Below are 21341 nucleotides of genomic sequence, written 5' to 3'. Positions count from 1 at the left end.
AAAACTACAGCTGAATATAAGAATACAAGAGCAACAAATATCTCATGCAAATAAACAGGATTACTCAAATTTTACTGCTCTCTCTGGGCTTAGGAATGAGTGGTAGCATGTCTTGGGCCAATTCAGTCACAACTGCTCCTGCCAGTCCAACGAATATAGAGCCAAGCCGATCAGGCTTGCTGGATCAGATTCCACGTTTGATCGATGCAACACCCACGGTTCTGCCGGAGCAATCAAATGTCGCCATTGTTCCATCCACGCTAGAGACAGAAAATTATTCATGGGCAGATCAAAAGCAGAAAGGCATCCGCGAATGGGCCGATCGTACTGCGCATAAAATTGATAACTGGTTTGGTGAAAGCGATCCGGATCAGCCAGCTGCAGCTACATTACGGATCATTCTAGATAATCGCTGGGATGAATATGAAGGCTATGAGATTAAGCCTCGAATCCGCGGCAAGATCAAGCTTCCGACCTTGGAACAAAAGCTGAGTGTGGTGTTTGGTGATGACAGTCTGGACAATGAATTAGACAGCAATGTCGCGATTACCAATGAAAATCCTGCCACTTCCGGAAATAAGCGTCTGGATACTAAACGTGCCCGTGAAGATAACAGCTCTTTTGCCTTACGTTGGTCAGAATGGTCAGATCGCATTCCTTTCGAAACCGATCTGGATTTGGGCCTACGTTCTGGCGATGATATTTACCTGCGTGTCAAAGCCAGTAAGGATTGGACACTAGAAAATGACTACTCTTTTCATGCCGAACAGATTTATCGCTATGGCGTTCAGAGTGAAAACTATTTACGGACCAATCTGGAGTTGATCCATGCTCGTCCCAATCAGGCCTTTTTCTCCAATCAACTCAGTCTGACTTATGCAGATGATCAAGACGACGATCTGACTTGGGACAACTACACTTTTAGACAACACCAGTTTTTTCAGGACAACCGTTTTAGTTATGGCATTTATACTGGAGGTTATCTGAATGACAAGGATCTGCGTCTCAACCGCTGGGGTCCATATGTGTCGTGGAGACAACCTTTTTTACGTGAATGGTTTTTTGTCCAGACCGACCTGAACTACCTGAATGATCATCGCGAGGATCGTGACCACTATGTCGGGGCTTTGGTACGTTTAGAAGCATTGTTTTAAACTGAATGATGGTGGAAAATATAAAAGCCCATCATTCATGGGCTTTTTTCAATATTACTGAGGCAATCAGCGCGGTAAGTATTAGCTGGTTTTATTCAAGATAATACGATCACTGCGTAGCACTCGTTTTTGCTGTAATGAAGGTTGCTCCATCACTGGCATATTGAAGCGAATACGATCGCTATGTTGCACACGTTGTAGTTTTGCTGCCTCTACTTTCGCAACTTTATAAAAACTGATTCGATCTGTGCGTACCATTTTTTCTGCAGCAGGTGCCGCTAGACTAACTTGGCTCATCGACATCAGGATTACAGCGCCCATACTGATCATCAGCTTAAATTTCATAACATTCTCTCTCTTTGCTTTATAATCGTAATTATAAATTAAAAATTAATTAATAATCCAAAATATAGATTTATGATTCGAAGGTATTTTTTTATCCTGTCTATCGTTTTTCCAGATCATTTCTAGAATTGAAAAATGAAGCAGACATAAAAAATCCCTCCTAAGAGGGATTTTCTCATTCAATACATCAGCACTTAAGCAAGCAGCAAACTATTAATTCGCTTGACATATTCAGCAGGATTTTCTGGTAATCCACCTTCTGCAATCACCGCTTGGTCGAAGATCACATTGGCCAGATCATCAAACTGCGCCGAGCCATCCAGTTTTTTCACCAACGGATGTTCTGGGTTAATTTCCAGAATCGGCTTGATATCCGGCACAGGCTGACCTGCATCTTTCAGCATACGAATCAGTTGTGGAGACAACTCACCTTCTCCAGTTACCAGACAAGCCGGAGAATCGACCAGACGCGTCGTCACCCGCACTTCTTTGGTTTTGTCTTTTAATGAATCCGTCAGCTTATCCACCACCGGTTTAAACTGGGCTGCGGCTTCTTCAAGGGCTTTCTTCTCTTCGGCATCCTGAAGGTCACCTAAGTCAACTGCACCCTTAGACACGTTTTGCAAAGGCGTACCATCGAACTCATTCACGAAGTTCATCGCCCATTCATCCACGCGTTCAGTCATCAACAGAACTTCAATGCCTTTTTTCTTGAACAGTTCCAGTTGCGGTGAATTTTTCGCAGCATTCAGACTATCTGCAGTCACATAATAAATGGCTTTCTGGCCGTCTTTCATGCGTGCTTTATAGTCTGCCAATGATGTGCTGACTTCATCATTGGTCGACGTCGCATAACGCAGCAGTTTCAAGATACGTTCACGGTTGCTGAAATCTTCACCCAGACCTTCTTTCAATACTGAAGCAAATTCCTGATAGAAGGTCTTGAAGTTTGCCTGATCTTTTTCATCTTCAGATTTAGCCAGATTATCCAAAATGGTCAGGATACGGCGGGTATTGCCTTCACGGATGGTTTTTACATCACGGCTTTCTTGCAGTAATTCACGGCTCACGTTCAATGGCAGATCGGCACTGTCCACCACGCCTTGTACAAAGCGCAGGTAGTTTGGAATCAGGTTATCCGCATCATCCATAATGAACACGCGTTTCACATACAGCTTGATACCCGCTTTGGATTCACGGGTGAAAATATCATGTGGCGCTTTGCTTGGAATATATAATAACTGGGTATATTCAGTGCTGCCTTCAACTCGGTTATGCGCCCAAGCCAATGGCGCTGCGAAATCATGGCTTAAGTTCTTGTAGAACTCGACATACTGCTCTTCAGTGATTTCAGACTTGTTACGAGTCCATAATGCGCTGGCCGAGTTAATGGCTTCCCACTCATCAGTTTTGACATACTGGCCACCTTTAGATGTTTCACCTTCAGCCGCTTCTTCTTCCTGCCAGACTTCTTTTTGCATCTGGATTGGCAGGCTAATGTGGTCTGAATATTTATTGATAATCTGCTTCACTTTATAGCTTTGCAGATAATCCAGCGCATCGTCACGCAAGTGCAGAATAATATCGGTACCACGACTTTCTTTAGTGATCTGTTCAACTTCGAACTCACCGGTTCCGCCACTGATCCAGCGCACCCCTTCAGAGACATCTGTGCCAGCACGACGCGACTCTACCGTGATCTTGTCAGCCACAATAAAACCGGAATAGAAACCGACACCAAACTGGCCAATTAGCTGGGCATCAGCCTTTTGATCGCCGGTCAGTTTGGACATAAAGTCTTTGGTGCCTGATTTGGCAATAGTCCCTAAATTATCAATAGCTTCCTGTTCGCTTAAGCCGATCCCGTTATCTGAAATGGTAATGGTTTTATTGTCTGCATCCAGACTGACACGAACGCGCAGATCCGGATCATTTTCATAAAATTCGGGATGGTTAATCCCTTCAAAACGTAATTTGTCGCATGCATCTGAGGCATTCGAGATCAATTCGCGTAGGAAAATTTCAGGGTTTGAATAAAGCGAATGGGTCACGAGATGTAGTAACTGAGCCACTTCAGCCTGGAAACTATGTTTTTGTGCGCTAGACTCGCTCATTAATCACTCCTTTTATTTTAAATACAGGTCAATACTGTTGCCTATATGAATGGAGTGAGTTACTAAATTTTCAATAGCCAGTTGTATATTTTTTCTCAAGATATTTTATAAAGGATCTCTTGATCTAAAATGACTTGGATTTGTAAAGGCTTAGGTTTAAGGCTTAATAAGGCCCAAGCTTATAAATACGTTGAAATTGCAGGTCTATTTGCTGCTGACGCATATTATAGACCTGACTCAGACAGGACACAGATTCCTGACAGCGGTCACGGAACTGTAGCCATTTCACCTGATCACGCTGGATCACCGAACGGGTTCCCATAGGCACCATACGGCGTAAAATATGATAGCTGGTACTCATCTTGACATCGGCATCATTGAGCAGACGATGTTCACAAATCGCTTTCTCTGTCACGGTTTCAGCTTTCTGACAATCAAAACTTGCCGCATAGGTAGACCCTGCCAGCAGGCTGAAGAAGATCACAATACCTTGGCTTAAAAACTTCATGCTGATCTTCCTTATTATTCAATTATTAAGTCGTATTCAATTAATATTTACTTTATTCGTTTTAATATAGTTGAACATTGCCGATCTGCTCAATTTCAATAAGTTATAAATCGTTGTTATTTTGAAAAAAAGCCTCATTCAAGATGAGGCTTTTTTGTTGAGCAAGGCTAGAATTTAGAACTTGTAGCTATAACCGATCGTATAAACCCAAGGATCAATATTCAATTCGAATTTAGTATTATCAGCATCATCTAAAGTCACTTCAGGACTCAAATCTGCATAGCGCACGTCAGCAAATACTCCCCAGTTTTTGGCATCGGCTGGCTGATAATTAAAGCCGACTTGACCTGCCAAACCAAACTCTTCTTTCACGTCTTTAGCCAGACCTTCTTCATCCCAAGCAATAAAAGCTGTGCCACCTACGCCAATATATGGTGTAAAGCGTGTTGCATTTTTAAAGTTATATTTAGCGGTAATTGTGGGTGGCAGATGTTTGATCTTAGCCACCTTACCTACACCCTGAAGAGAAATGTCATGGTTAAACGGGGTAGCCAATAATAATTCTGCCGAGATATTGTCATTAAAGAAGTATTCAACCGATGGCGTAAAACCATATTCCTGATCGGCTTCTGCGACTAAACCTGGTGCAATTTCAGTGTCACTTGATGGTGCTAAAGAACTGGCACCGACTTTCACCTGCCATTGACCTGCCATCGCAGATGCAGAAAGACCCATTAATGCAATTAGAGCAGCTTGCTTTAACATTTTAAAATACCCCACAGGAAGAATAATTATTAAGAAAATAAATCTTAATTAATAATAAACACGAGAGAAAATAATATGCAATAAGGATTATAAAACTAATTTTCAATTATTATTTAAATAACTGATTTGAAAAGTTATTTATTTTAAATTGACTGGATTAGTTGGTTTTAAATACCAAGCATATTAATCAGATAAATATGAATTTATTCAGACTAAAATAATCAGGTTTATATTAATTTTTATTTAAACATATATTTTAAATACATCTTATTATTTATTTTAAATCCAGATAAATCTGCTCCAATAGATATCAGAGCAGATTGAAATTGACTTACAGAACCATGGCTGCAATCCAGCCAAAAATCATCAACGGAATATTGAAGTGAATGAAGGTTGGAATCACACTGTCCTTCATATGGTCATGCTGACCATCCATATTTAAACCCGAAGTTGGGCCCAAAGTTGAATCCGAAGCTGGAGAACCGGCATCTCCCAAAGCTGCTGCAGTCCCGATAATCGCAATGGTCGCAGCCGGGCTAAAACCGAACTGGATACAGAGCGGTACATAGATAATTGCCAGAATTGGAATGGTCGAGAAAGAAGAACCAATGCCCAATGTGATCAGCAAACCAATCAACAGCATCAGGAAGGCAGCCAAAGCCTGACTATCACCAATCCAGTTCACTGATGCTTCAACCAAGGTTGGTACCTGATTAGTCGCTTCAATCACAGCGGCAAAGCCTTGTGCTGCAATCATGATAAAGCCAACCAGCGCCATCATGCGCATACCGGTAATGATCACATCATCCGCTTCTTTCCATTTAAAGATCCCCGCACAACTCAGGATCGCGACACCGACCAGACCGGCCAGAATCATCGAGTCTGAATAAAGCTGTACCGCCAATGTGGCAATCACTGCAAGGCCGGCCATCCCGATGGTAAATTTGGCAATCTGCGGTTTAACCTGCTCAGCCACACCTAATTCAGCGGAAATACTTTGCTGTTCCTGGACATGAATATCTTGATATTGACGTGGTTTGCGATAGCTAATAAAGATCGCCATCAATAAGCCCACAAACATACCGAATACTGGAATTGCCATCGCAGATGGAATCTGGTCATAGCTAATTTCAAATCCGTATGGCTTACCAAAAGTATTGATGTTATGACCCAGAATGTCATTCAGGAAGATGGCACCAAAACCGACCGGAATCAGCATATAGGTGCCCACCAGACCAAAGGTCAGTAAACAGGCCACCAAACGGCGATCCAGCTGTAAATGGTTAAATACAATCAATAGCGGCGGAATCAGTACCGGAATGAAGGCAATATGCACAGGAATGACGTTCTGCGAGAACACGGCAGCAATGGCAACCGTGAAGAAGATCAGATATTTCACCCGGTTTTGCGCTTTAAAATCTGCCTCACCTTTCAAGGTGCTAATCATTTTATAAGCCAGTAAATCCGGTAACCCCGAACGCGCCAGAGCCAAAGCAAATGCACCTAAAATACCGTAAGCTAAGGCAATTTTGGCACCCCCACCCAAGCCATTGTTAAACGCGTCCAAGGTTCCCTGCAGGCCCAGACCTGCCAATAAACCACCTGTAACAGCACCAATGACCAGGGCAAAAACCACAGGTACACGTGCCAACGAGAGTCCGAACATGACTCCAATAGCAGCAAGAATTGCGAACATAATGAATCGGAATAGAGAGAAAGCGGCTATTTTATCAGAAAATGCGGATAAAAATTCCGCCACTTTTTTCTGGCCGGGTCATGTTTAGTTGAGTGGCCTATCAAGTGATGACAACAGATTTACGCTGAATAAACTCATCAATCAATTGAGCCACTTGCTCCGGCTGACTTAGAATCGCCCAGTGATTGGCAGCCAGTTCTACTTTGGAGAAGTCATCCGCCCATTTGGACATCTCATCGACCAGATCTGGCCCGACAAACTGGTCATATTTCAGCACAATTGCCTGTACCGGACAGATGGCAAAACGCTGCCGTGGTTGAGTTAAGCGTGGCAAAAAATTGGCCCGGTACAGGTTCACACCATATTTGCCATCTTTGACAATATGCGTGTTGAGTGGCAGATTATCGTGTCTTTCCAGTTGCTGCACGATCTTGCTCCAACGCTGCGGATTAAAAAAATTCCAGGCCAATGGCGCCACCAAGGGCAACTGAAACACCGCAATATACCAGGACTTGCTCATTTGCTTTAAGAATTTTGCCTTGTTTTGCTGGAACTGTTCACGCATCCAGAAAGCGGCATGATCCAGACATGGCCCAGACAAGGTGCTATAAGACAGAATTCGTCCTTTAAAGCGTGGACCGGTGACGGATTCCCAGGACTGAATTGAACCCCAGTCATGCGCGGCCAGATGAAAAGCACGATTCGGCAATATTTCGTTCACCACCTCTTCCAGATCCTGACTTAAACGGGCCAAGCGGTAATCGGAGATTTTTTTGGGAATACTGGACTCACCTGCGCCACGGACATCATAAGTCACAACAAAGTAATCCTGACTCAAATGAGCAATGGCTGGCTCCCAAACTGCCTGATGATCGGGATAGCCGTGAACCAGCACCAATGCCGGTTGTTCGGATTGTCCATAAGTTTTGACACAAAGACGCTGCTGATCCGTGGTATCGACCCATTGCATGTGCATTTCCATCTTTTGATCCTGTTTTTGTTATTGACCACTTAGTTTATAAATCGGCATGATTGATCAATGCCAGCGCATTTTTGTTGCTCTAGTATGCATAATCACAGCCGCAAAAAGAATGTCAGTATGAGCCTATTCCAGAAAATTCAAAAACTGCCTCTGGTTTCAAAATTTATTCTGAACCGCTATGCCCCTTATCGTGGTGCAGGCATTGAAATTGATAAGATTGATTTTAATAATTATCACGTTCGGGTCAAAATGCCGCTGACCCGTAAGAACCAGAATATTGTCGGTGTGCATTTTGGTGGCAGCCTGTATTCAATGGTCGATCCCTTTTATATGTTATTGCTGATGCATCATTTGGGGCCGAAATACCTGGTCTGGGATAAAGGCGCCAGCATTCAGTTTTTGGCACCGGGTCGCGGTACAGTGGTGGCGGATATTCGGATTTCTGCTGAAGAAATTACCACGATTATCAATCTGGCGGCCGATAATGCGCCAGTGTATCGACATTATCAGCTGAATATTTATGATGAAGCCGGGGTCAGAATTGCTGAGGTAGAGAAAACGGTCTATATCCGGCGGAAACAGAGCAAAGGGAAAATTAACGCTTCTAAATAAGATAAAAGCGCCACATTGGCGCTTTTAAATCTAGATGAATCTGAAGTAACTTTCGACTTAACGACGACGGTTATCCTGTTCAATCGCAGCACCGGCACCACCACCGATTGCGCCACCGATTGCGGCACCCGCATTACCACCGAAGATGCTTTTACCGACTGCGGAACCAACAGCACCACCTACACCACTATAGGTCGCATTACGGTTTGAACCGCCTTGGGATTTACTACCCACTGCAGCACCGGCACCACCACCTACAGCTGCACCAACGCCACCGCCGACTTTATTACCAACACCACCACCGACTGCACCACCAAGGGCCGCAGCACCGATCCGTTGCTCATTGGCAGACATACTTTCACAACCCGCCAACATAAAGGTGGAAAGAGTGGCAACTGCCATAACACCCATTAATTTTTTCATGACCTTGACCTTCCTGTCTCGCTTTAATTAAGCTTATCTTCATTTTATGAAACTAAAATCTGTAGCGTGTTACTTCTCTCGGTATTCCTGCTGAGTTTTGTAAATATCAATGGATTATTCTTCTGTTCAAGCTGTCTTATTTATAAATTTCAGACAAAAAAAGACGCCCGAAGGCGTCTCTTTTCTCAGCTTTAACTCGAATTAGAATTCTTCGTTAAATGCCTGGCTTAGAGCTTGGTCTACATCAGAGAAATCATTGTGCAGTTCAAATTCTGCAGCTTCTGCTTCTTGACGACGACGCTCCAGGTGGTAAGCCAAACCTGTACCCGCTGGGATCAGGCGACCTACAACCACGTTCTCTTTCAAGCCGCGTAAGTCATCTTCTTTACCTGTTACAGCCGCTTCAGTTAACACACGCGTGGTTTCCTGGAACGATGCAGCAGAGATGAACGAGTCAGTAGAAAGCGATGCTTTCGTAATACCCATCAATTGACGTTCAAACTTCGCAGGGAACTTGTTTTGTGCAAGAACTGCTTGGTTTTCTTGAACAACGCGGATGTAATCCACTTGTTCGCCTTTGATGAAGCTAGTATCGCCGCCATCAGTGATATCAACTTTACGCAGCATTTGACGTACGATCACTTCAATATGCTTGTCGTTGATTTTTACACCTTGCAGACGGTATACATCCTGAACTTCGTTCACGATGTAGTTTGTAAGCGCAACTTCGCCTTTCAAACGCAAGATATCGTGCGGGTTCTGTGGACCATCAGAAATAGTTTCACCACGGTTCACATGTTCGCCTTCGAACACGTTAATCGTACGCCATTTCGGAATCAACTCTTCATAAATCTCAGAGCCATCATCCGGCGTAATCACCAGACGGTTCTTACCTTTGGTCTCTTTACCAAAGCTTACAACACCCGACACTTCTGCAAGGATTGCGTGCTCTTTCGGCTTACGTGCTTCGAACAAGTCAGCTACACGCGGCAGACCACCGGTAATATCACGGGTACGTGAAGTTTCTTGTGGTACACGACCGATGACATCACCGACACCAATCGTTTCGCCATCACGAACAGAAAGAATCGTGTTCTGTGGCAGGAAGTAGAACTGTTCGCCACCATCAACGGTATCTAACACAACAGCAGGACGCAAATCTTTACCTGACGCAGGACGTGAAGTCACTGGCAAGATTTCGATGGTTGACATACCTGTTGCATCATCAGTTTTAGAAGTAACCGTCACGCCATCAGCAATCTGGCTGAAACGTACTTTACCAGCAACTTCTGTTACCAATGGATGTGTATGCGGATCCCAAGTCGCCACAATACCGCCTGCTTCTACAGCTTCGCCATCTTTTAGCAAGATAGAAGCACCGTAAGGCAATTTATAACGCTCGCGCTCACGACCTAAGTCATCCGCAATACCGATTTCACCTGAACGTGAAGTCGATACCAAGTGACCTTTGGCATGTTGTACTGTTTTCACGTTATGGAAACGTACTGTACCTTGGTTACGAACTTGTACACTGTTTGCAGCAGAAGTTCGGCTCGCAGCACCACCGACGTGGAAGGTACGCATCGTTAACTGTGTACCTGGCTCACCAATCGATTGAGCTGCCATTACACCAACAGACTCACCCGGGTTCACCTGATGACCACGTGCTAGGTCACGACCGTAACATTTCGCACATACACCGAAGGTAGACGCACAGTTTACGACTGAACGTACTTTAATTTCGTCGACACCTTGGCTTTCGATGAACGTCGCCAATTTCTCGTCAATTAAAGTATTACGTGGAAGCAGAACTTCGTCTGTACCTACACGTTTCACATCTTCAGCAACCACACGACCCAATACTCGTGCACCCAGGTTCTCGATGACATCGCCACCTTGAATGAACGGAGTCATTACCAGACCGTCATACGTACCACAATCCGGCTCGGTAATAACCAAGTCCTGCGCAACGTCTACTAGACGACGCGTCAAGTAACCCGAGTTCGCAGTTTTCAGTGCTGTATCGGCCAAACCTTTACGCGCACCGTGTGTCGAGATGAAGTACTGAAGTACGGTCAAACCTTCACGGAAGTTCGCTTTAATTGGGGTTTCAATGATCGAGCCATCCGGCTTCGCCATCAAACCACGCATACCCGCCAACTGACGAATCTGAGCTGCCGAACCACGGGCACCTGAGTCAGACATCATGTAGATCGAGTTGAATGATTTTTGCTTCTCGTCTTCACCCTGTTTGTTCTTCACAGTAGTAAAAGACAAGTTGTCCATCATCGCTTTAGCAACCTGGTCATTGGTACGTGCCCAAATATCGACCACTTTGTTATAACGTTCGCCGGCAGTTACGAAGCCTTGTTCGAACTGTTGTTCGATTTCACGAACTTCAGCTTCCGCTTTACCAATAATTGCTTGTTTTTGCGGTGGAATAACCATGTCTTCCATACCGACAGATACACCTGAACGCGTCGCTTGACGGAAGCCCAAGTACATCAATTGGTCAGCGAAGATAACAGTATCTTTCAGACCCAATTTACGGTAGCAAGAGTTAATTAACTTCGAGATATTTTTCTTAGTCATCTCAACGTTAATTTGCTGGAAATCCATACCTTCAGGCACAACTTCCCAAAGCAGGCAACGACCAGGCGTCGTATCTACAATAATGGTTTGCTGTTCACGGTTACCATCTTCATCGATCACAGTCTGGTGTACACGTGCTTTAACTCGAGCGTGTAGATCAACCTGACCTGTTGCCAGTGCACGGTTTACTTCGTGAGTATCCGCGAACACCATGCCTTCACCTTTGGCATTGATTGCATCACGCGTGATGTAATACAAGCCCAAGACCACGTCCTGAGACGGTACGATGATTGGCTCACCATTCGCTGGAGACAAGATGTTATTCGTCGACATCATTAACGCACGAGCTTCAAGCTGAGCTTCAAGTGTTAATGGTACGTGTACCGCCATTTGGTCACCATCGAAGTCGGCGTTAAACGCAGCACATACGAGTGGGTGTAGACGGATCGCTTTACCTTCGATCAGGATCGGTTCAAATGCTTGAAGACCCAAACGGTGAAGAGTTGGCGCACGGTTCAACATCACTGGATGTTGACGAATCACGTGAGCAAGAACGTCCCAAACTTCTGGGGTTTCGCGCTCAACCATTTTCTTCGCAGCTTTAATGGTAGTTGCTTGACCAGAAGCTTGTAGTTTCGCGAAAATGAATGGTTTGAACAGTTCAAGTGCCATTTTCTTCGGAAGACCACATTGGTGCAAACGCAGGTTTGGACCAACAGTAATTACCGAACGGCCCGAATAGTCAACACGCTTACCAAGTAAGTTTTGACGGAAACGACCTTGCTTACCTTTGATCATGTCTGCCAAAGATTTAAGCGGACGCTTGTTCGAACCGGTAATTGCACGACCACGACGACCGTTATCTAGCAATGCATCTACAGACTCTTGCAACATACGTTTTTCGTTACGTACGATGATGTCTGGCGCTGCAAGGTCAAGAAGACGCTTCAAACGGTTGTTACGGTTGATCACACGACGGTAAAGATCATTCAGGTCAGAAGTCGCGAAACGACCACCTTCAAGTGGTACAAGCGGACGAAGATCTGGTGGAAGAACTGGAAGTACAGTTAACACCATCCATTCTGGCTTGTTGTTCGAATCGTTGAATGCTTCCATCAACTTCAAACGCTTAGACGCTTTTTTCAGCTTGGTTTCTGAAGTTGTAACAGGAATTTCTTCACGAAGACGCGCAATTTCAGCTTCAAGATCGATGTCTTTCAACAAGTCTTGAACTGCTTCAGCACCCATTTTCGCTGTGAATTCATCACCGTGTTCTTCTAATGCATTGAAGTATTCTTCATCATTTAGAAGTTGGTATTTCTCAAATGGAGTCATACCCGGATCGGTCACTACATAAGATTCGAAATACAATACACGTTCAATATCACGTAGCGTCATGTCTAATAATAGACCGATACGGCTCGGTAATGATTTTAAGAACCAGATGTGGGCAACTGGAGACGCCAGCTCGATGTGACCCATACGTTCACGACGGACTTTCGCAGTTGTTACTTCAACGCCACATTTTTCACAAATGACGCCTTTGTATTTCATACGCTTGTATTTACCACACAAGCATTCGTAATCTTTCACTGGACCAAAGATTTTGGCACAGAACAAACCATCACGTTCAGGCTTGAACGTACGATAGTTAATGGTTTCTGGCTTTTTAACTTCACCGTGAGACCATGACTTAATCATTTCTGGTGACGCAAGACCAATACGGATGCGGTCAAACTCTACAGGAGCATGACCGTCTGAATCCGTCTTTTTGCGCATGATATCGAGCAAGTCTTTCAATTTTTTTCTCCGTGTGTTGTGGAGATTTTCACTCAACAACTGGGTCACAAATATTGTTTTTTAACTGAATTGGGAATCCCAAGAATCCCCCTCAATCCCCCTTTATTAAGGGGGAAGCCCCTCTTTATCAAAGAGGGGTTTGGGGAGATTTAATGGAGATTCTTAGTCACCATTTTTCAGTTCAATGTTGATACCTAAAGAACGGATCTCTTTGGTCAATACGTTGAACGATTCAGGCATGCCCGGGTCCATATAATGGTTGCCATCTACAATGTTCTTATAGATACGGGTACGGCCTTCAACGTCATCCGATTTCACAGTCAGCATTTCTTGTAGCGTATATGCTGCACCGTAAGCTTCTAGTGCCCAGACTTCCATCTCACCGAAACGCTGACCACCGAATTGTGCTTTACCACCAAGCGGCTGTTGCGTAACTAGAGAGTAAGAACCAGTTGAACGCGCATGCATCTTGTCATCAACCAAGTGGTTCAGTTTCAGCATGTACATATAACCAACAGTTACCGGACGGTCGAAACGCTCACCAGTACGACCATCATATAATACGGTCTGACCAGTACTAGACAGGCCTGCAAGTTGTAACAACTCTTTGATCTGACCTTCTTCAGCACCATCGAATACAGGAGTAGCCAAAGGTACACCAGCACGCAAGTTGCCAGAAAGTTTCAAGATTTCTTCATCAGTCAAGCTATCAAGATCTTCTTGTTCGCCACCAACTTTGTTGTAAATCTTGTCCAGGAAATCACGAAGCTCAAGTACAGTACGTTGCTCTTTCATCATCTTGTCGATTTGATCGCCAAGACCTTTCGCCGCCATACCCAAGTGAGTTTCAAGAATCTGACCCACGTTCATACGCGATGGTACGCCAAGCGGGTTCAATACGATATCAACAGGTACACCGTTGGCATCATGTGGCATGTCTTCTACCGGCAAGATGTTTGATACAACACCTTTGTTACCGTGACGACCCGCCATCTTATCACCCGGTTGGATGCGACGTTTTACAGCAAGATAAACTTTAACTACTTTCAATACGCCAGTCGTCAGTTCATCGCCTGTAGAAAGTTTGCGTTTTTTCTCAGCAAATTTCTCGTCAATTTCGAAGCTCTTCTCTTTCAAGAACACTTGAATTTGAGTTAAACGTTCAGCAATTGCTTCATCAACTGGTTGAATTTCAAGAAGATCAACAAGCTCTAAACCAGACAACACGTCTTCAGACAGTTTGTCGCCACGTTTAGTTGTACCGCCACCATTCGACTCTTGGCCATTCAGTAGACGGATTACACGTTCACGTGCAGCTTCTTCGAAGATTTTGAATTCTTCTTTCAAGTCTTTACGGTATGCATCCAATTGCGCTTTTTCAATTGCTTGAGCACGTTCGTCTTTTTCAAGACCGTCACGTGTAAACACTTGAACGTCAATGACTGTACCTTTAGTACCTGATGGAACGCGTAAAGATGAATCTTTTACGTCAGCCGCCTTTTCACCGAAGATTGCACGTAGCAATTTTTCTTCTGGAGTAAGCTGTGTTTCACCTTTAGGGGTTACTTTACCAACCAGGATATCGCCAGCAGTTACTTCTGCACCGATGTAAACGATACCTGACTCGTCCAGTTTAGATAGAGCAGCTTCACCCACGTTCGGGATATCGGCAGTGATTTCTTCCGCACCCAGTTTGGTATCACGTGCGACACATGACAATTCCTGGATATGAATCGAGGTTAAACGGTCTTCTTGAAGTACACGCTCAGAAAGTAAGATCGAGTCTTCGTAGTTGTAACCGTTCCAGGTCATGAACGCAACGCGCATGTTTTGACCCAGTGCTAGCTCACCGCCATCAGTCGATGGACCATCAGCCAGTACATCACCACGACCTACTTTATCACCTAGGTTCACAAGAACTTTCTGGTTGATACAAGTGTTCTGGTTCGAACGGGTGTACTTGATCAGGTTGTAGATATCTACACCTGCTTCACCTGCGATCATTTCGTCTTCATTCACACGAATAACCACACGAGACGCATCAACAAACTCGATACGACCACCACGCTGAGCGATCACACATACACCTGAGTCATGTGCTACGTTCGCTTCCATACCGGTACCAACAAGCGGCTTGTCAGCGATCAACGTCGGAACTGCCTGACGTTGCATGTTCGAACCCATTAATGCACGGTTGGCATCATCGTGTTCTAGGAATGGAATCAGTGACGCTGCTACAGATACAACCTGCTGAGCAGATACATCCATATGCGTTACTTTTTCAGGAGGAATACGTACGAAGTCACCCTGATGACGAACAGATACAAACTCTTCTGTTAAATTACCATCTTTATCCATTGCAGAATCGGCCTGTGCAATGACAGTGCCTACTTCTTCAATCGCAGAAAGGTATTCAACTTCATCTGTTACACGACCATCAACAACTTTACGGTATGGGGTTTCCAGGAAACCAAAGTTGTTACATTTCGCATAAACAGAAAGCGAGTTGATCAAACCAATGTTTGGACCTTCCGGTGTTTCAATTGGACATACACGACCGTAGTGAGTTTGATGTACGTCACGTACTTCAAAGCCTGCACGTTCACGCGTCAAACCGCCGGGACCAAGCGCAGAAACACGACGTTTGTGCGTAATCTCAGATAACGGGTTGTTTTGGTCCATAAACTGAGACAACTGGCTTGAACCAAAGAATTCTTTAATTGCAGCAGCAACAGGTTTCGCATTGATCAAATCTTGCGGAGACAGGTTGTCAGTTTCAGCTTGGCTTAAACGTTCTTTAACAGCACGTTCTACACGAACCAGACCTACACGGAATTGGTTTTCTGTCATTTCACCAACAGAACGAACACGACGGTTACCCAGGTGATCGATATCGTCGACTTCACCTTTACCGTTACGGATTTCAACTAATGTTTTTAATACATCAGTGATATCTTCGTTCGAGAGAATGCCTTCAACTTCACGTGACTTCTGATCTGTACCGACTTCGTAAGGACGACCCAAACGACGGTTGAACTTCATACGACCCACTGGAGACAAGTCATAACGTTCAGAAGAGAAGAACAAGTTGTTGAATAAGTTTTCAGCAGCTTCTTTTGTTGGTGGCTCGCCTGGGCGCATCACTTTGTAGATTTCTACCAATGCTTCTTCACGATTGCTCGTTGTATCTGCACGTAGAGAATCTGCAACGAATGAACCGCGGTCGATATCATTGGTGAACAGAATATTGAACTGCTTCACGCCGCCTTCTGCAATTTTCACCATGATTTCATGGCTTAATACAGTATTGGCTGCAATCACATCACCATCTTTTAATGGGATGTCTTCAGCAGTGATACGCTCATACAGGTACTCATCTGGCACTGCAAGTTTTTCAAGACCTGAAGCTTCCATTTGACGTACATGACGCGCATTGATACGTTTACCTTGCTCAACAATTGCCTTGCCATCCTTGTCCAGAATGTCAAATTGTGCCATTTCGCCACGCAGACGTTCAGGCACCAGGTCAATCTGGTAGCTACCCATGTCAAGATACACAGGTACTTTCTCGTAGAACATGTCGAGAATGTTTTCGTTGCTATAACCCAAGGCACGGAGTACCACAGTCGCAAGCAATTTACGACGACGGTCAATACGTACATAGACGAGGTCTTTGGCATCGAATTCAAAGTCTAACCATGAACCACGGTAAGGAATGATACGTGCTGAATAAAGGACTTTACCACTTGAGTGAGTCTTGCCTTTATCGTGGTCAAAGAATACGCCTGGTGAACGGTGTAATTGTGACACGATCACACGCTCGGTACCGTTAATTACAAAGGTACCGTTATCCGTCATCAATGGCATTTCGCCCATATAGACTTCTTGTTCACGTACGTCTTTAATTGACTTCGTTTCACGATCTTTCAGGATCAAACGAATTTTTACACGCATTGGTGCTGCATAAGTTGAGCCACGAAGGATACATTCGCGTACATCAAACTCAGGCTTACCAAGACTATACTCAACAAATTCTAAAGCAGCATTGCCAGAATAACTTTCAATAGGAAAAACTGAACGAAATGCGGCTTGGAGACCGATATCTTCGCGGTTTTTTGGTGATTTGCCATCTTGTAAGAATGTTCTGTACGAGTCGACTTGAATCGCGAGCAAGTACGGAGCATCCATGACGCTAGGCAATTTACCAAAATTCTTACGGATCCGTTTCTTTTCGGTATATGAGTATGCCATCTGGAGTCCTCGGAAAGTGTAAACCAAGCCCGCCTGCAGAACGGGCTCAGAAGGAATTACGCTGGCCGATATGGCCACCACTCTTTACAAATGCTGCAATTTTTAGTGGTATTAAAACGCTTATCAATATTTTTTAATGAAAAATATTGGTAAACGTTTGTTCATTATGTTTATTTTCAATTTGTATGATTTTTATATCATGCAAACAAAAATCGAGCCGATTATTGTAACGCAAAAAGGCTGATGACCCAAGAGCCATCAGCCAATTTTTGGAGTCGATTATAAAAAAACCGGCTCCCTTAAGAAATTACTTAAGAGTAACTGTAGCACCAGCTTCTTCAAGTTTCTTCTTAAGCTCTTCGCCTTCTTCTTTAGAAACGCCTTCTTTAAGAACTGCAGGAGCGCCTTCAACCATGTCTTTAGCTTCTTTCAAGCCAAGGCCAGTCGCTTCACGAACTGCTTTAATTACAGCAACTTTGTTCGCGCCGAAAGAAGTCAATTCAACATTGAATTCAGTTTGTTCTTCAGCAGCAGCAGCAGCTGGACCAGCAGCAACAGCTACAGCAGCAGCAGATACATTGAATTTCTCTTCGAAAGCAGAGATAAGTTCAACAAGTTCAAGAACAGTTTTTTCAGCAACTGCGTTTAGGATTTCTTCGTTTGTTAAAGCCATGAGATTAACTCCAAATGGGTATTGAATGATGTGTGTTTAAGTTTGAGCTTAAGCAGCTTCTGACTCGTTTTTCTCTTGAAGCGCTGTAAGTAAGCGGCCCAATTTCGAAATAGGAGCTTGAAGAACGTTTGCAAGCATAGTAAGCGCTTTCTCTTGGTTCGGAAGATTCGCGATTACGCTAACTTCTGCACCCTGATAAAGTTTGCCATCAAATGCAGCAGCCTTAAGTTCAAATGCTTTATTAGTTTTAGCGAATTCTTCGAACAAACGTGCAGCTGCACCCATGTCGTCTTCAGAATTCGAGAAAGCCAAGATTGTTGGGCCAACAAGGTTGTCGTTCAAGATATTGAATTGAGTATCTTGAAGAGCACGTTTAGCCAAAGTGTTACGAACGATACGTGTAGTAACACCAAGTTTACGCGCTTCAACACGTAGAGTAGTTAACTGCTCTACAGTCAAACCTTGGTAGTCAGCAACAACAGCAGCAAATGCAGTAGAAGCAACTTCAGCTACTTCAGCTACGATCTGTTTTTTGCCTTCGATAAGAAGAGCCATTGTAAAACCTCCTAACGGTGATTTATGTACTTACGCGAAGTACACTCCCAATTCGCAAGACCATCACTGGACTCACACGCGGAGGATGAACAAATCACACCACCGCGTCTACGCAGGCTGGGCTATTAAGAGAGAAGCATAAAACTTCCCTCGCCCGCGGTCTTTGACGCTGATAAATTTTCATTTATCAATTCAAAGTTTGCCTAAGTCTGCAAAATACGACAGAGCGTTTCTTGCGTAAGTTTTAAAGCAACGCTTTAAAACTTACTCAGGGCTTTAAAATTCTGTAATAAGTCGAGACTTATTTAGAAACGTTTGCTACATCAACGATCAAACCAGGACCCATAGTTGAGCTCAAAGTGATCTTTTGAATGTATACGCCTTTAGACGTAGCAGGTTTCAAACGCTTCAAGTCAGCAACAAGTGCTTCAACGTTTTGACGAACAGCAGCAGCTTCAAAACCTACTTGACCGATCGCAGCGTGGATAATACCAGCTTTGTCTACGCGGTAACGTGCTTGACCAGCTTTTGCATTTTTAACTGCAGTAGCAACGTCAGGAGTTACAGTACCCACTTTAGGGTTTGGCATTAAGCCACGTGGACCAAGGATCGTACCAAGTTTACCTACAACGCGCATTGCATCTGGAGCAGCAATTACTACGTCAAAGTCAAGGTTACCCGCTTGGATGCTTTCAGCAAGATCGTCGAAACCAACAACGTCTGCGCCTTCAGCTTTAGCAGCTTCAGCAGCAGCGCCTTGAGCGAATACAGCTACACGTACAGTTTTACCAGTACCTGCAGGAAGTGTAGTCGCGCCACGAACAACCTGGTCAGATTTACGAGGATCAACACCTAGGTTTACCGCGATATCTAGAGATTCTTTGAATTTAGGAGCTGGAAGGCTCTCTAAAACTGCAACAGCTTCTTCTAGCGTGTAAACTTTGTGTGCTTCTACAGCAGCTACAATCGCTTTTTGACGTTTAGTTAATTTAGCCATGTCTTAAAGCTCCACTTCCAAGCCCATAGAACGCGCAGAACCAGCAATGGTACGTACACGTGCGTCTAAATCAGCACCAGTCAAATCTGGTTCTTTAGTAGTCGCGATTTCTTCGATTTGAGCACGAGTCAACTTACCAACTTTAGTTTTGTTAGGTACAGCTGAACCCTTCTGGATACCAGCAGCTTTCTTAAGAAGAACAGCAGCAGGTGGAGTTTTCATGATAAATGTGAACGACTTGTCGTTGTACACAGTGATCACGACTGGAATTGGCAGACCAGCTTCAACTTTTTGTGTAGCAGCATTGAATTCTTTACAGAATGCCATGATGTTCACACCACGTTGACCTAGTGCAGGACCAATCGGTGGAGATGGATTCGCTTTACCAGCTGGAACTTGCAGCTTGATATAGCCGTCAATCTTCTTAGCCATTTCAAATTACCTCTGGGTGCAAACGCCGGTGAAGGCTCCCCAATGATTTCAAGTAACGATACCGTTACAACAACAATGCCTGACTTATAAATAAGTCAGGCGTTTTCAACCCATACAAATTAGACTGATTTTTCGACTTGACGAAATTCCAATTCAACTTGAGTTGGTCGGTTAAATACATTAATGGTCAGCGTTAAACGTGACTTTTCGTACTGAACTTCTTCCACCACACCTTTAAAGTCGGTGAATGGACCGTCAACCACGAGTAATTCTTCGCCTGGTTCAAACATCGTCTTAGGACGAGGTGCTTCGCCAGTATTGCGTACACGCGCAAGAATCGCATCTGCTTCTTTTTGCGTAATCGGTGCCGGTTTTTCAGCCGTACCACCAATAAAACCTAAAACTTTTGGACATTCTTTAACAATGTGCCAAGTATCATCGTTCATTTCCATTTCGACTAGGACATAGCCAGGAAAGAACTTACGCTCTGATTTACGCTTCTTGCCATCCTTCATTTCTACCACTTCTTCGGTAGGAACAAGGACTTCACCAAAGCTATCGGCAACAGCGCTACGCTGGATTCGATCATTAAGCGAACGCATCACTTGTTTTTCATAACCTGAATAGGCATGAATAATGTACCAACGTTTCATAGCTCTCTTACCCGATAATAAACTTCATTAACCAGCCTAAAATATAGTCAAAACACCACAATAAGATGGATGCAATTACGACTACAACAAGAACTTGCCAAGATGTGGACATCGTCTCTTGCTTGGTAGGCCAGGTCACTCGACGCAACTCAATTCGTGCATCTTTCAGCAGACGAATAAAGCCTTTGCCTTGATGGGTGGCGTATAATAAACCGAATGCTGCAACGATACAAGCCAAAATCACCCCAACGCGCACCCAAATATCATTCGCAGGTGCCCAGTACGCTGGTAAATATTGGTTTACCATCATTGCACCAACCAATAAAATCAAGGCGATAACCCATAGAACCATGTCTAATGGAGAACCAGAACTTACATCTACTGCAGGATTATTTCTTTGAGGAATTGCCGCTTCGCCTAATGCGTCGCGTGATTTTTCATTCGACATTTTTGTACTCGTCGTAGGTTTCGCGACTTATTATATGACCAATTTTGCCGACATCAAGCGTCTTTTTAGAACCTTGGCAGGTCAGGAGGGACTCGAACCCCCAACATTCGGTTTTGGAGACCGACGCTCTACCAATTGAACTACTGACCTGCAAAACAACAAGTTGGAGCCTAAGCTCCAACCTGCTTGTCTTATTCTATGATTATGCAGTTACTTTAGCAACTACACCAGCACCAACTGTACGACCGCCTTCACGGATCGCAAAACGTAGACCTGGGTCCATTGCGATCGGGTGGATTAGCTCTACTGACATCTCAACGTTGTCACCAGGCATAACCATT

Annotated in this window: 18 protein-coding genes and 1 tRNA gene; 2 read left to right on the top strand and 17 right to left on the bottom strand. The window is 44.2% G+C overall.

Going from position 1 to position 21341, the window contains the following annotated elements:
* The first annotated feature begins 44 nt into the window (after positions 1–44).
* Complete coding sequence (locus AC13CK_RS01775) at positions 45–1154, top strand: hypothetical protein (RefSeq protein WP_005267573.1); 1110 nt, start codon at positions 45–47, stop codon at positions 1152–1154.
* Between the two features lie 81 nt (positions 1155–1235).
* On the opposite strand, the gene AC13CK_RS01770 is transcribed toward AC13CK_RS01775, so the two are convergent.
* From AC13CK_RS01770 to AC13CK_RS01745, 6 genes are all read right to left on the bottom strand, one after another.
* Entirely contained in the window at positions 1236–1499 is a 264-nt protein-coding gene (locus AC13CK_RS01770) for a hypothetical protein (protein ID WP_005108064.1), read from the bottom strand.
* Positions 1500–1693: 194 nt separating this feature from the next.
* Positions 1694–3613 carry a molecular chaperone HtpG gene (htpG, locus tag AC13CK_RS01765; RefSeq protein WP_425878984.1) on the bottom strand — a complete coding sequence of 640 codons (1920 nt, stop codon included), beginning with the start codon at positions 3611–3613 and terminating at the stop codon, positions 1694–1696.
* A 163-nt stretch (positions 3614–3776) separates the two neighbouring features.
* A complete protein-coding gene (locus tag AC13CK_RS01760) occupies positions 3777–4121 on the bottom strand; it encodes a lysozyme inhibitor LprI family protein (RefSeq protein WP_374952282.1) in 345 nt (114 codons plus the stop codon).
* Between the two features lie 174 nt (positions 4122–4295).
* Entirely contained in the window at positions 4296–4886 is a 591-nt protein-coding gene (locus AC13CK_RS01755) for an OmpW/AlkL family protein (RefSeq protein WP_425878982.1), read from the bottom strand.
* A gap of 331 nt (positions 4887–5217) precedes the next feature.
* Positions 5218–6582, bottom strand: coding sequence for a Na+/H+ antiporter family protein (locus AC13CK_RS01750; RefSeq protein WP_425878980.1), 1365 nt, complete (start codon positions 6580–6582; stop codon positions 5218–5220).
* A gap of 100 nt (positions 6583–6682) precedes the next feature.
* Positions 6683–7564 (bottom strand): alpha/beta fold hydrolase, encoded by an 882-nt coding sequence (locus AC13CK_RS01745; RefSeq protein ID WP_310078163.1) that lies wholly within the window; start codon positions 7562–7564, stop codon positions 6683–6685.
* A gap of 117 nt (positions 7565–7681) precedes the next feature.
* Between AC13CK_RS01745 and AC13CK_RS01740 the strand changes: the two genes are divergently transcribed.
* Complete coding sequence (locus AC13CK_RS01740; protein ID WP_425878978.1) at positions 7682–8176, top strand: DUF4442 domain-containing protein; 495 nt, start codon at positions 7682–7684, stop codon at positions 8174–8176.
* 57 nt (positions 8177–8233) lie between these two features.
* Here the strand turns inward: AC13CK_RS01740 and AC13CK_RS01735 are convergent, their stop codons facing one another.
* From AC13CK_RS01735 to AC13CK_RS01685, 11 genes are all read right to left on the bottom strand, one after another.
* Positions 8234–8599 (bottom strand): glycine zipper domain-containing protein, encoded by a 366-nt coding sequence (locus tag AC13CK_RS01735; protein ID WP_005108070.1) that lies wholly within the window; start codon positions 8597–8599, stop codon positions 8234–8236.
* 201 nt (positions 8600–8800) lie between these two features.
* Positions 8801–12991 carry a DNA-directed RNA polymerase subunit beta' gene (gene rpoC / locus AC13CK_RS01730; RefSeq protein ID WP_004278609.1) on the bottom strand — a complete coding sequence of 1397 codons (4191 nt, stop codon included), beginning with the start codon at positions 12989–12991 and terminating at the stop codon, positions 8801–8803.
* Positions 12992–13153: 162 nt separating this feature from the next.
* Positions 13154–17242 carry a DNA-directed RNA polymerase subunit beta gene (gene rpoB / locus AC13CK_RS01725; protein ID WP_005102827.1) on the bottom strand — a complete coding sequence of 1363 codons (4089 nt, stop codon included), beginning with the start codon at positions 17240–17242 and terminating at the stop codon, positions 13154–13156.
* A gap of 307 nt (positions 17243–17549) precedes the next feature.
* Positions 17550–17915 carry a 50S ribosomal protein L7/L12 gene (rplL, locus tag AC13CK_RS01720; RefSeq protein ID WP_004278611.1) on the bottom strand — a complete coding sequence of 122 codons (366 nt, stop codon included), beginning with the start codon at positions 17913–17915 and terminating at the stop codon, positions 17550–17552.
* Between the two features lie 48 nt (positions 17916–17963).
* Positions 17964–18470 carry a 50S ribosomal protein L10 gene (gene rplJ, locus AC13CK_RS01715; protein WP_004278612.1) on the bottom strand — a complete coding sequence of 169 codons (507 nt, stop codon included), beginning with the start codon at positions 18468–18470 and terminating at the stop codon, positions 17964–17966.
* A 301-nt stretch (positions 18471–18771) separates the two neighbouring features.
* Entirely contained in the window at positions 18772–19467 is a 696-nt protein-coding gene (gene rplA / locus AC13CK_RS01710; protein ID WP_004278613.1) for a 50S ribosomal protein L1, read from the bottom strand.
* 3 nt (positions 19468–19470) lie between these two features.
* Positions 19471–19899 carry a 50S ribosomal protein L11 gene (gene rplK, locus AC13CK_RS01705; RefSeq protein ID WP_004278614.1) on the bottom strand — a complete coding sequence of 143 codons (429 nt, stop codon included), beginning with the start codon at positions 19897–19899 and terminating at the stop codon, positions 19471–19473.
* Positions 19900–20018: 119 nt separating this feature from the next.
* On the bottom strand, positions 20019–20552 hold the full coding sequence (nusG, locus tag AC13CK_RS01700; RefSeq protein ID WP_004278615.1) for a transcription termination/antitermination protein NusG: 534 nt from the start codon (positions 20550–20552) through the stop codon (positions 20019–20021).
* A 7-nt stretch (positions 20553–20559) separates the two neighbouring features.
* Complete coding sequence (gene secE / locus AC13CK_RS01695; protein WP_004278617.1) at positions 20560–21000, bottom strand: preprotein translocase subunit SecE; 441 nt, start codon at positions 20998–21000, stop codon at positions 20560–20562.
* A gap of 74 nt (positions 21001–21074) precedes the next feature.
* A tRNA-Trp gene (locus tag AC13CK_RS01690) sits at positions 21075–21150 on the bottom strand.
* A gap of 52 nt (positions 21151–21202) precedes the next feature.
* Positions 21203–21341 (bottom strand): EF-Tu C-terminal domain-related protein (locus AC13CK_RS01685; protein WP_000245266.1); only part of this gene is annotated, 139 nt, incomplete at its 5' end.

Source organism: Acinetobacter sp. L-24 (assembly GCF_056857555.1).
Note: the sequence above shows the minus strand (reverse complement) of the source record. Positions and strands in the feature narration are given on the sequence as shown.

What these genes read in the sequence shown, in the direction of transcription:
- AC13CK_RS01775 (WP_005267573.1), top strand. Translation starts at nt 45, where the DNA reads ATGCAAATAAACAGGATTACTCAAATTTTACTGCTCTCTCTGGGCTTA.
- AC13CK_RS01770 (WP_005108064.1), bottom strand. Translation starts at nt 1,499, where the DNA reads ATGAAATTTAAGCTGATGATCAGTATGGGCGCTGTAATCCTGATGTCG.
- htpG (WP_425878984.1), bottom strand. Translation starts at nt 3,613, where the DNA reads ATGAGCGAGTCTAGCGCACAAAAACATAGTTTCCAGGCTGAAGTGGCT.
- AC13CK_RS01760 (WP_374952282.1), bottom strand. Translation starts at nt 4,121, where the DNA reads ATGAAGTTTTTAAGCCAAGGTATTGTGATCTTCTTCAGCCTGCTGGCA.
- AC13CK_RS01755 (WP_425878982.1), bottom strand. Translation starts at nt 4,886, where the DNA reads ATGTTAAAGCAAGCTGCTCTAATTGCATTAATGGGTCTTTCTGCATCT.
- AC13CK_RS01750 (WP_425878980.1), bottom strand. Translation starts at nt 6,582, where the DNA reads ATGTTCGCAATTCTTGCTGCTATTGGAGTCATGTTCGGACTCTCGTTG.
- AC13CK_RS01745 (WP_310078163.1), bottom strand. Translation starts at nt 7,564, where the DNA reads ATGGAAATGCACATGCAATGGGTCGATACCACGGATCAGCAGCGTCTT.
- AC13CK_RS01740 (WP_425878978.1), top strand. Translation starts at nt 7,682, where the DNA reads ATGAGCCTATTCCAGAAAATTCAAAAACTGCCTCTGGTTTCAAAATTT.
- AC13CK_RS01735 (WP_005108070.1), bottom strand. Translation starts at nt 8,599, where the DNA reads ATGAAAAAATTAATGGGTGTTATGGCAGTTGCCACTCTTTCCACCTTT.
- rpoB (WP_005102827.1), bottom strand. Translation starts at nt 17,242, where the DNA reads ATGGCATACTCATATACCGAAAAGAAACGGATCCGTAAGAATTTTGGT.
- rplL (WP_004278611.1), bottom strand. Translation starts at nt 17,915, where the DNA reads ATGGCTTTAACAAACGAAGAAATCCTAAACGCAGTTGCTGAAAAAACT.
- rplJ (WP_004278612.1), bottom strand. Translation starts at nt 18,470, where the DNA reads ATGGCTCTTCTTATCGAAGGCAAAAAACAGATCGTAGCTGAAGTAGCT.
- rplA (WP_004278613.1), bottom strand. Translation starts at nt 19,467, where the DNA reads ATGGCTAAATTAACTAAACGTCAAAAAGCGATTGTAGCTGCTGTAGAA.
- rplK (WP_004278614.1), bottom strand. Translation starts at nt 19,899, where the DNA reads ATGGCTAAGAAGATTGACGGCTATATCAAGCTGCAAGTTCCAGCTGGT.
- nusG (WP_004278615.1), bottom strand. Translation starts at nt 20,552, where the DNA reads ATGAAACGTTGGTACATTATTCATGCCTATTCAGGTTATGAAAAACAA.
- secE (WP_004278617.1), bottom strand. Translation starts at nt 21,000, where the DNA reads ATGTCGAATGAAAAATCACGCGACGCATTAGGCGAAGCGGCAATTCCT.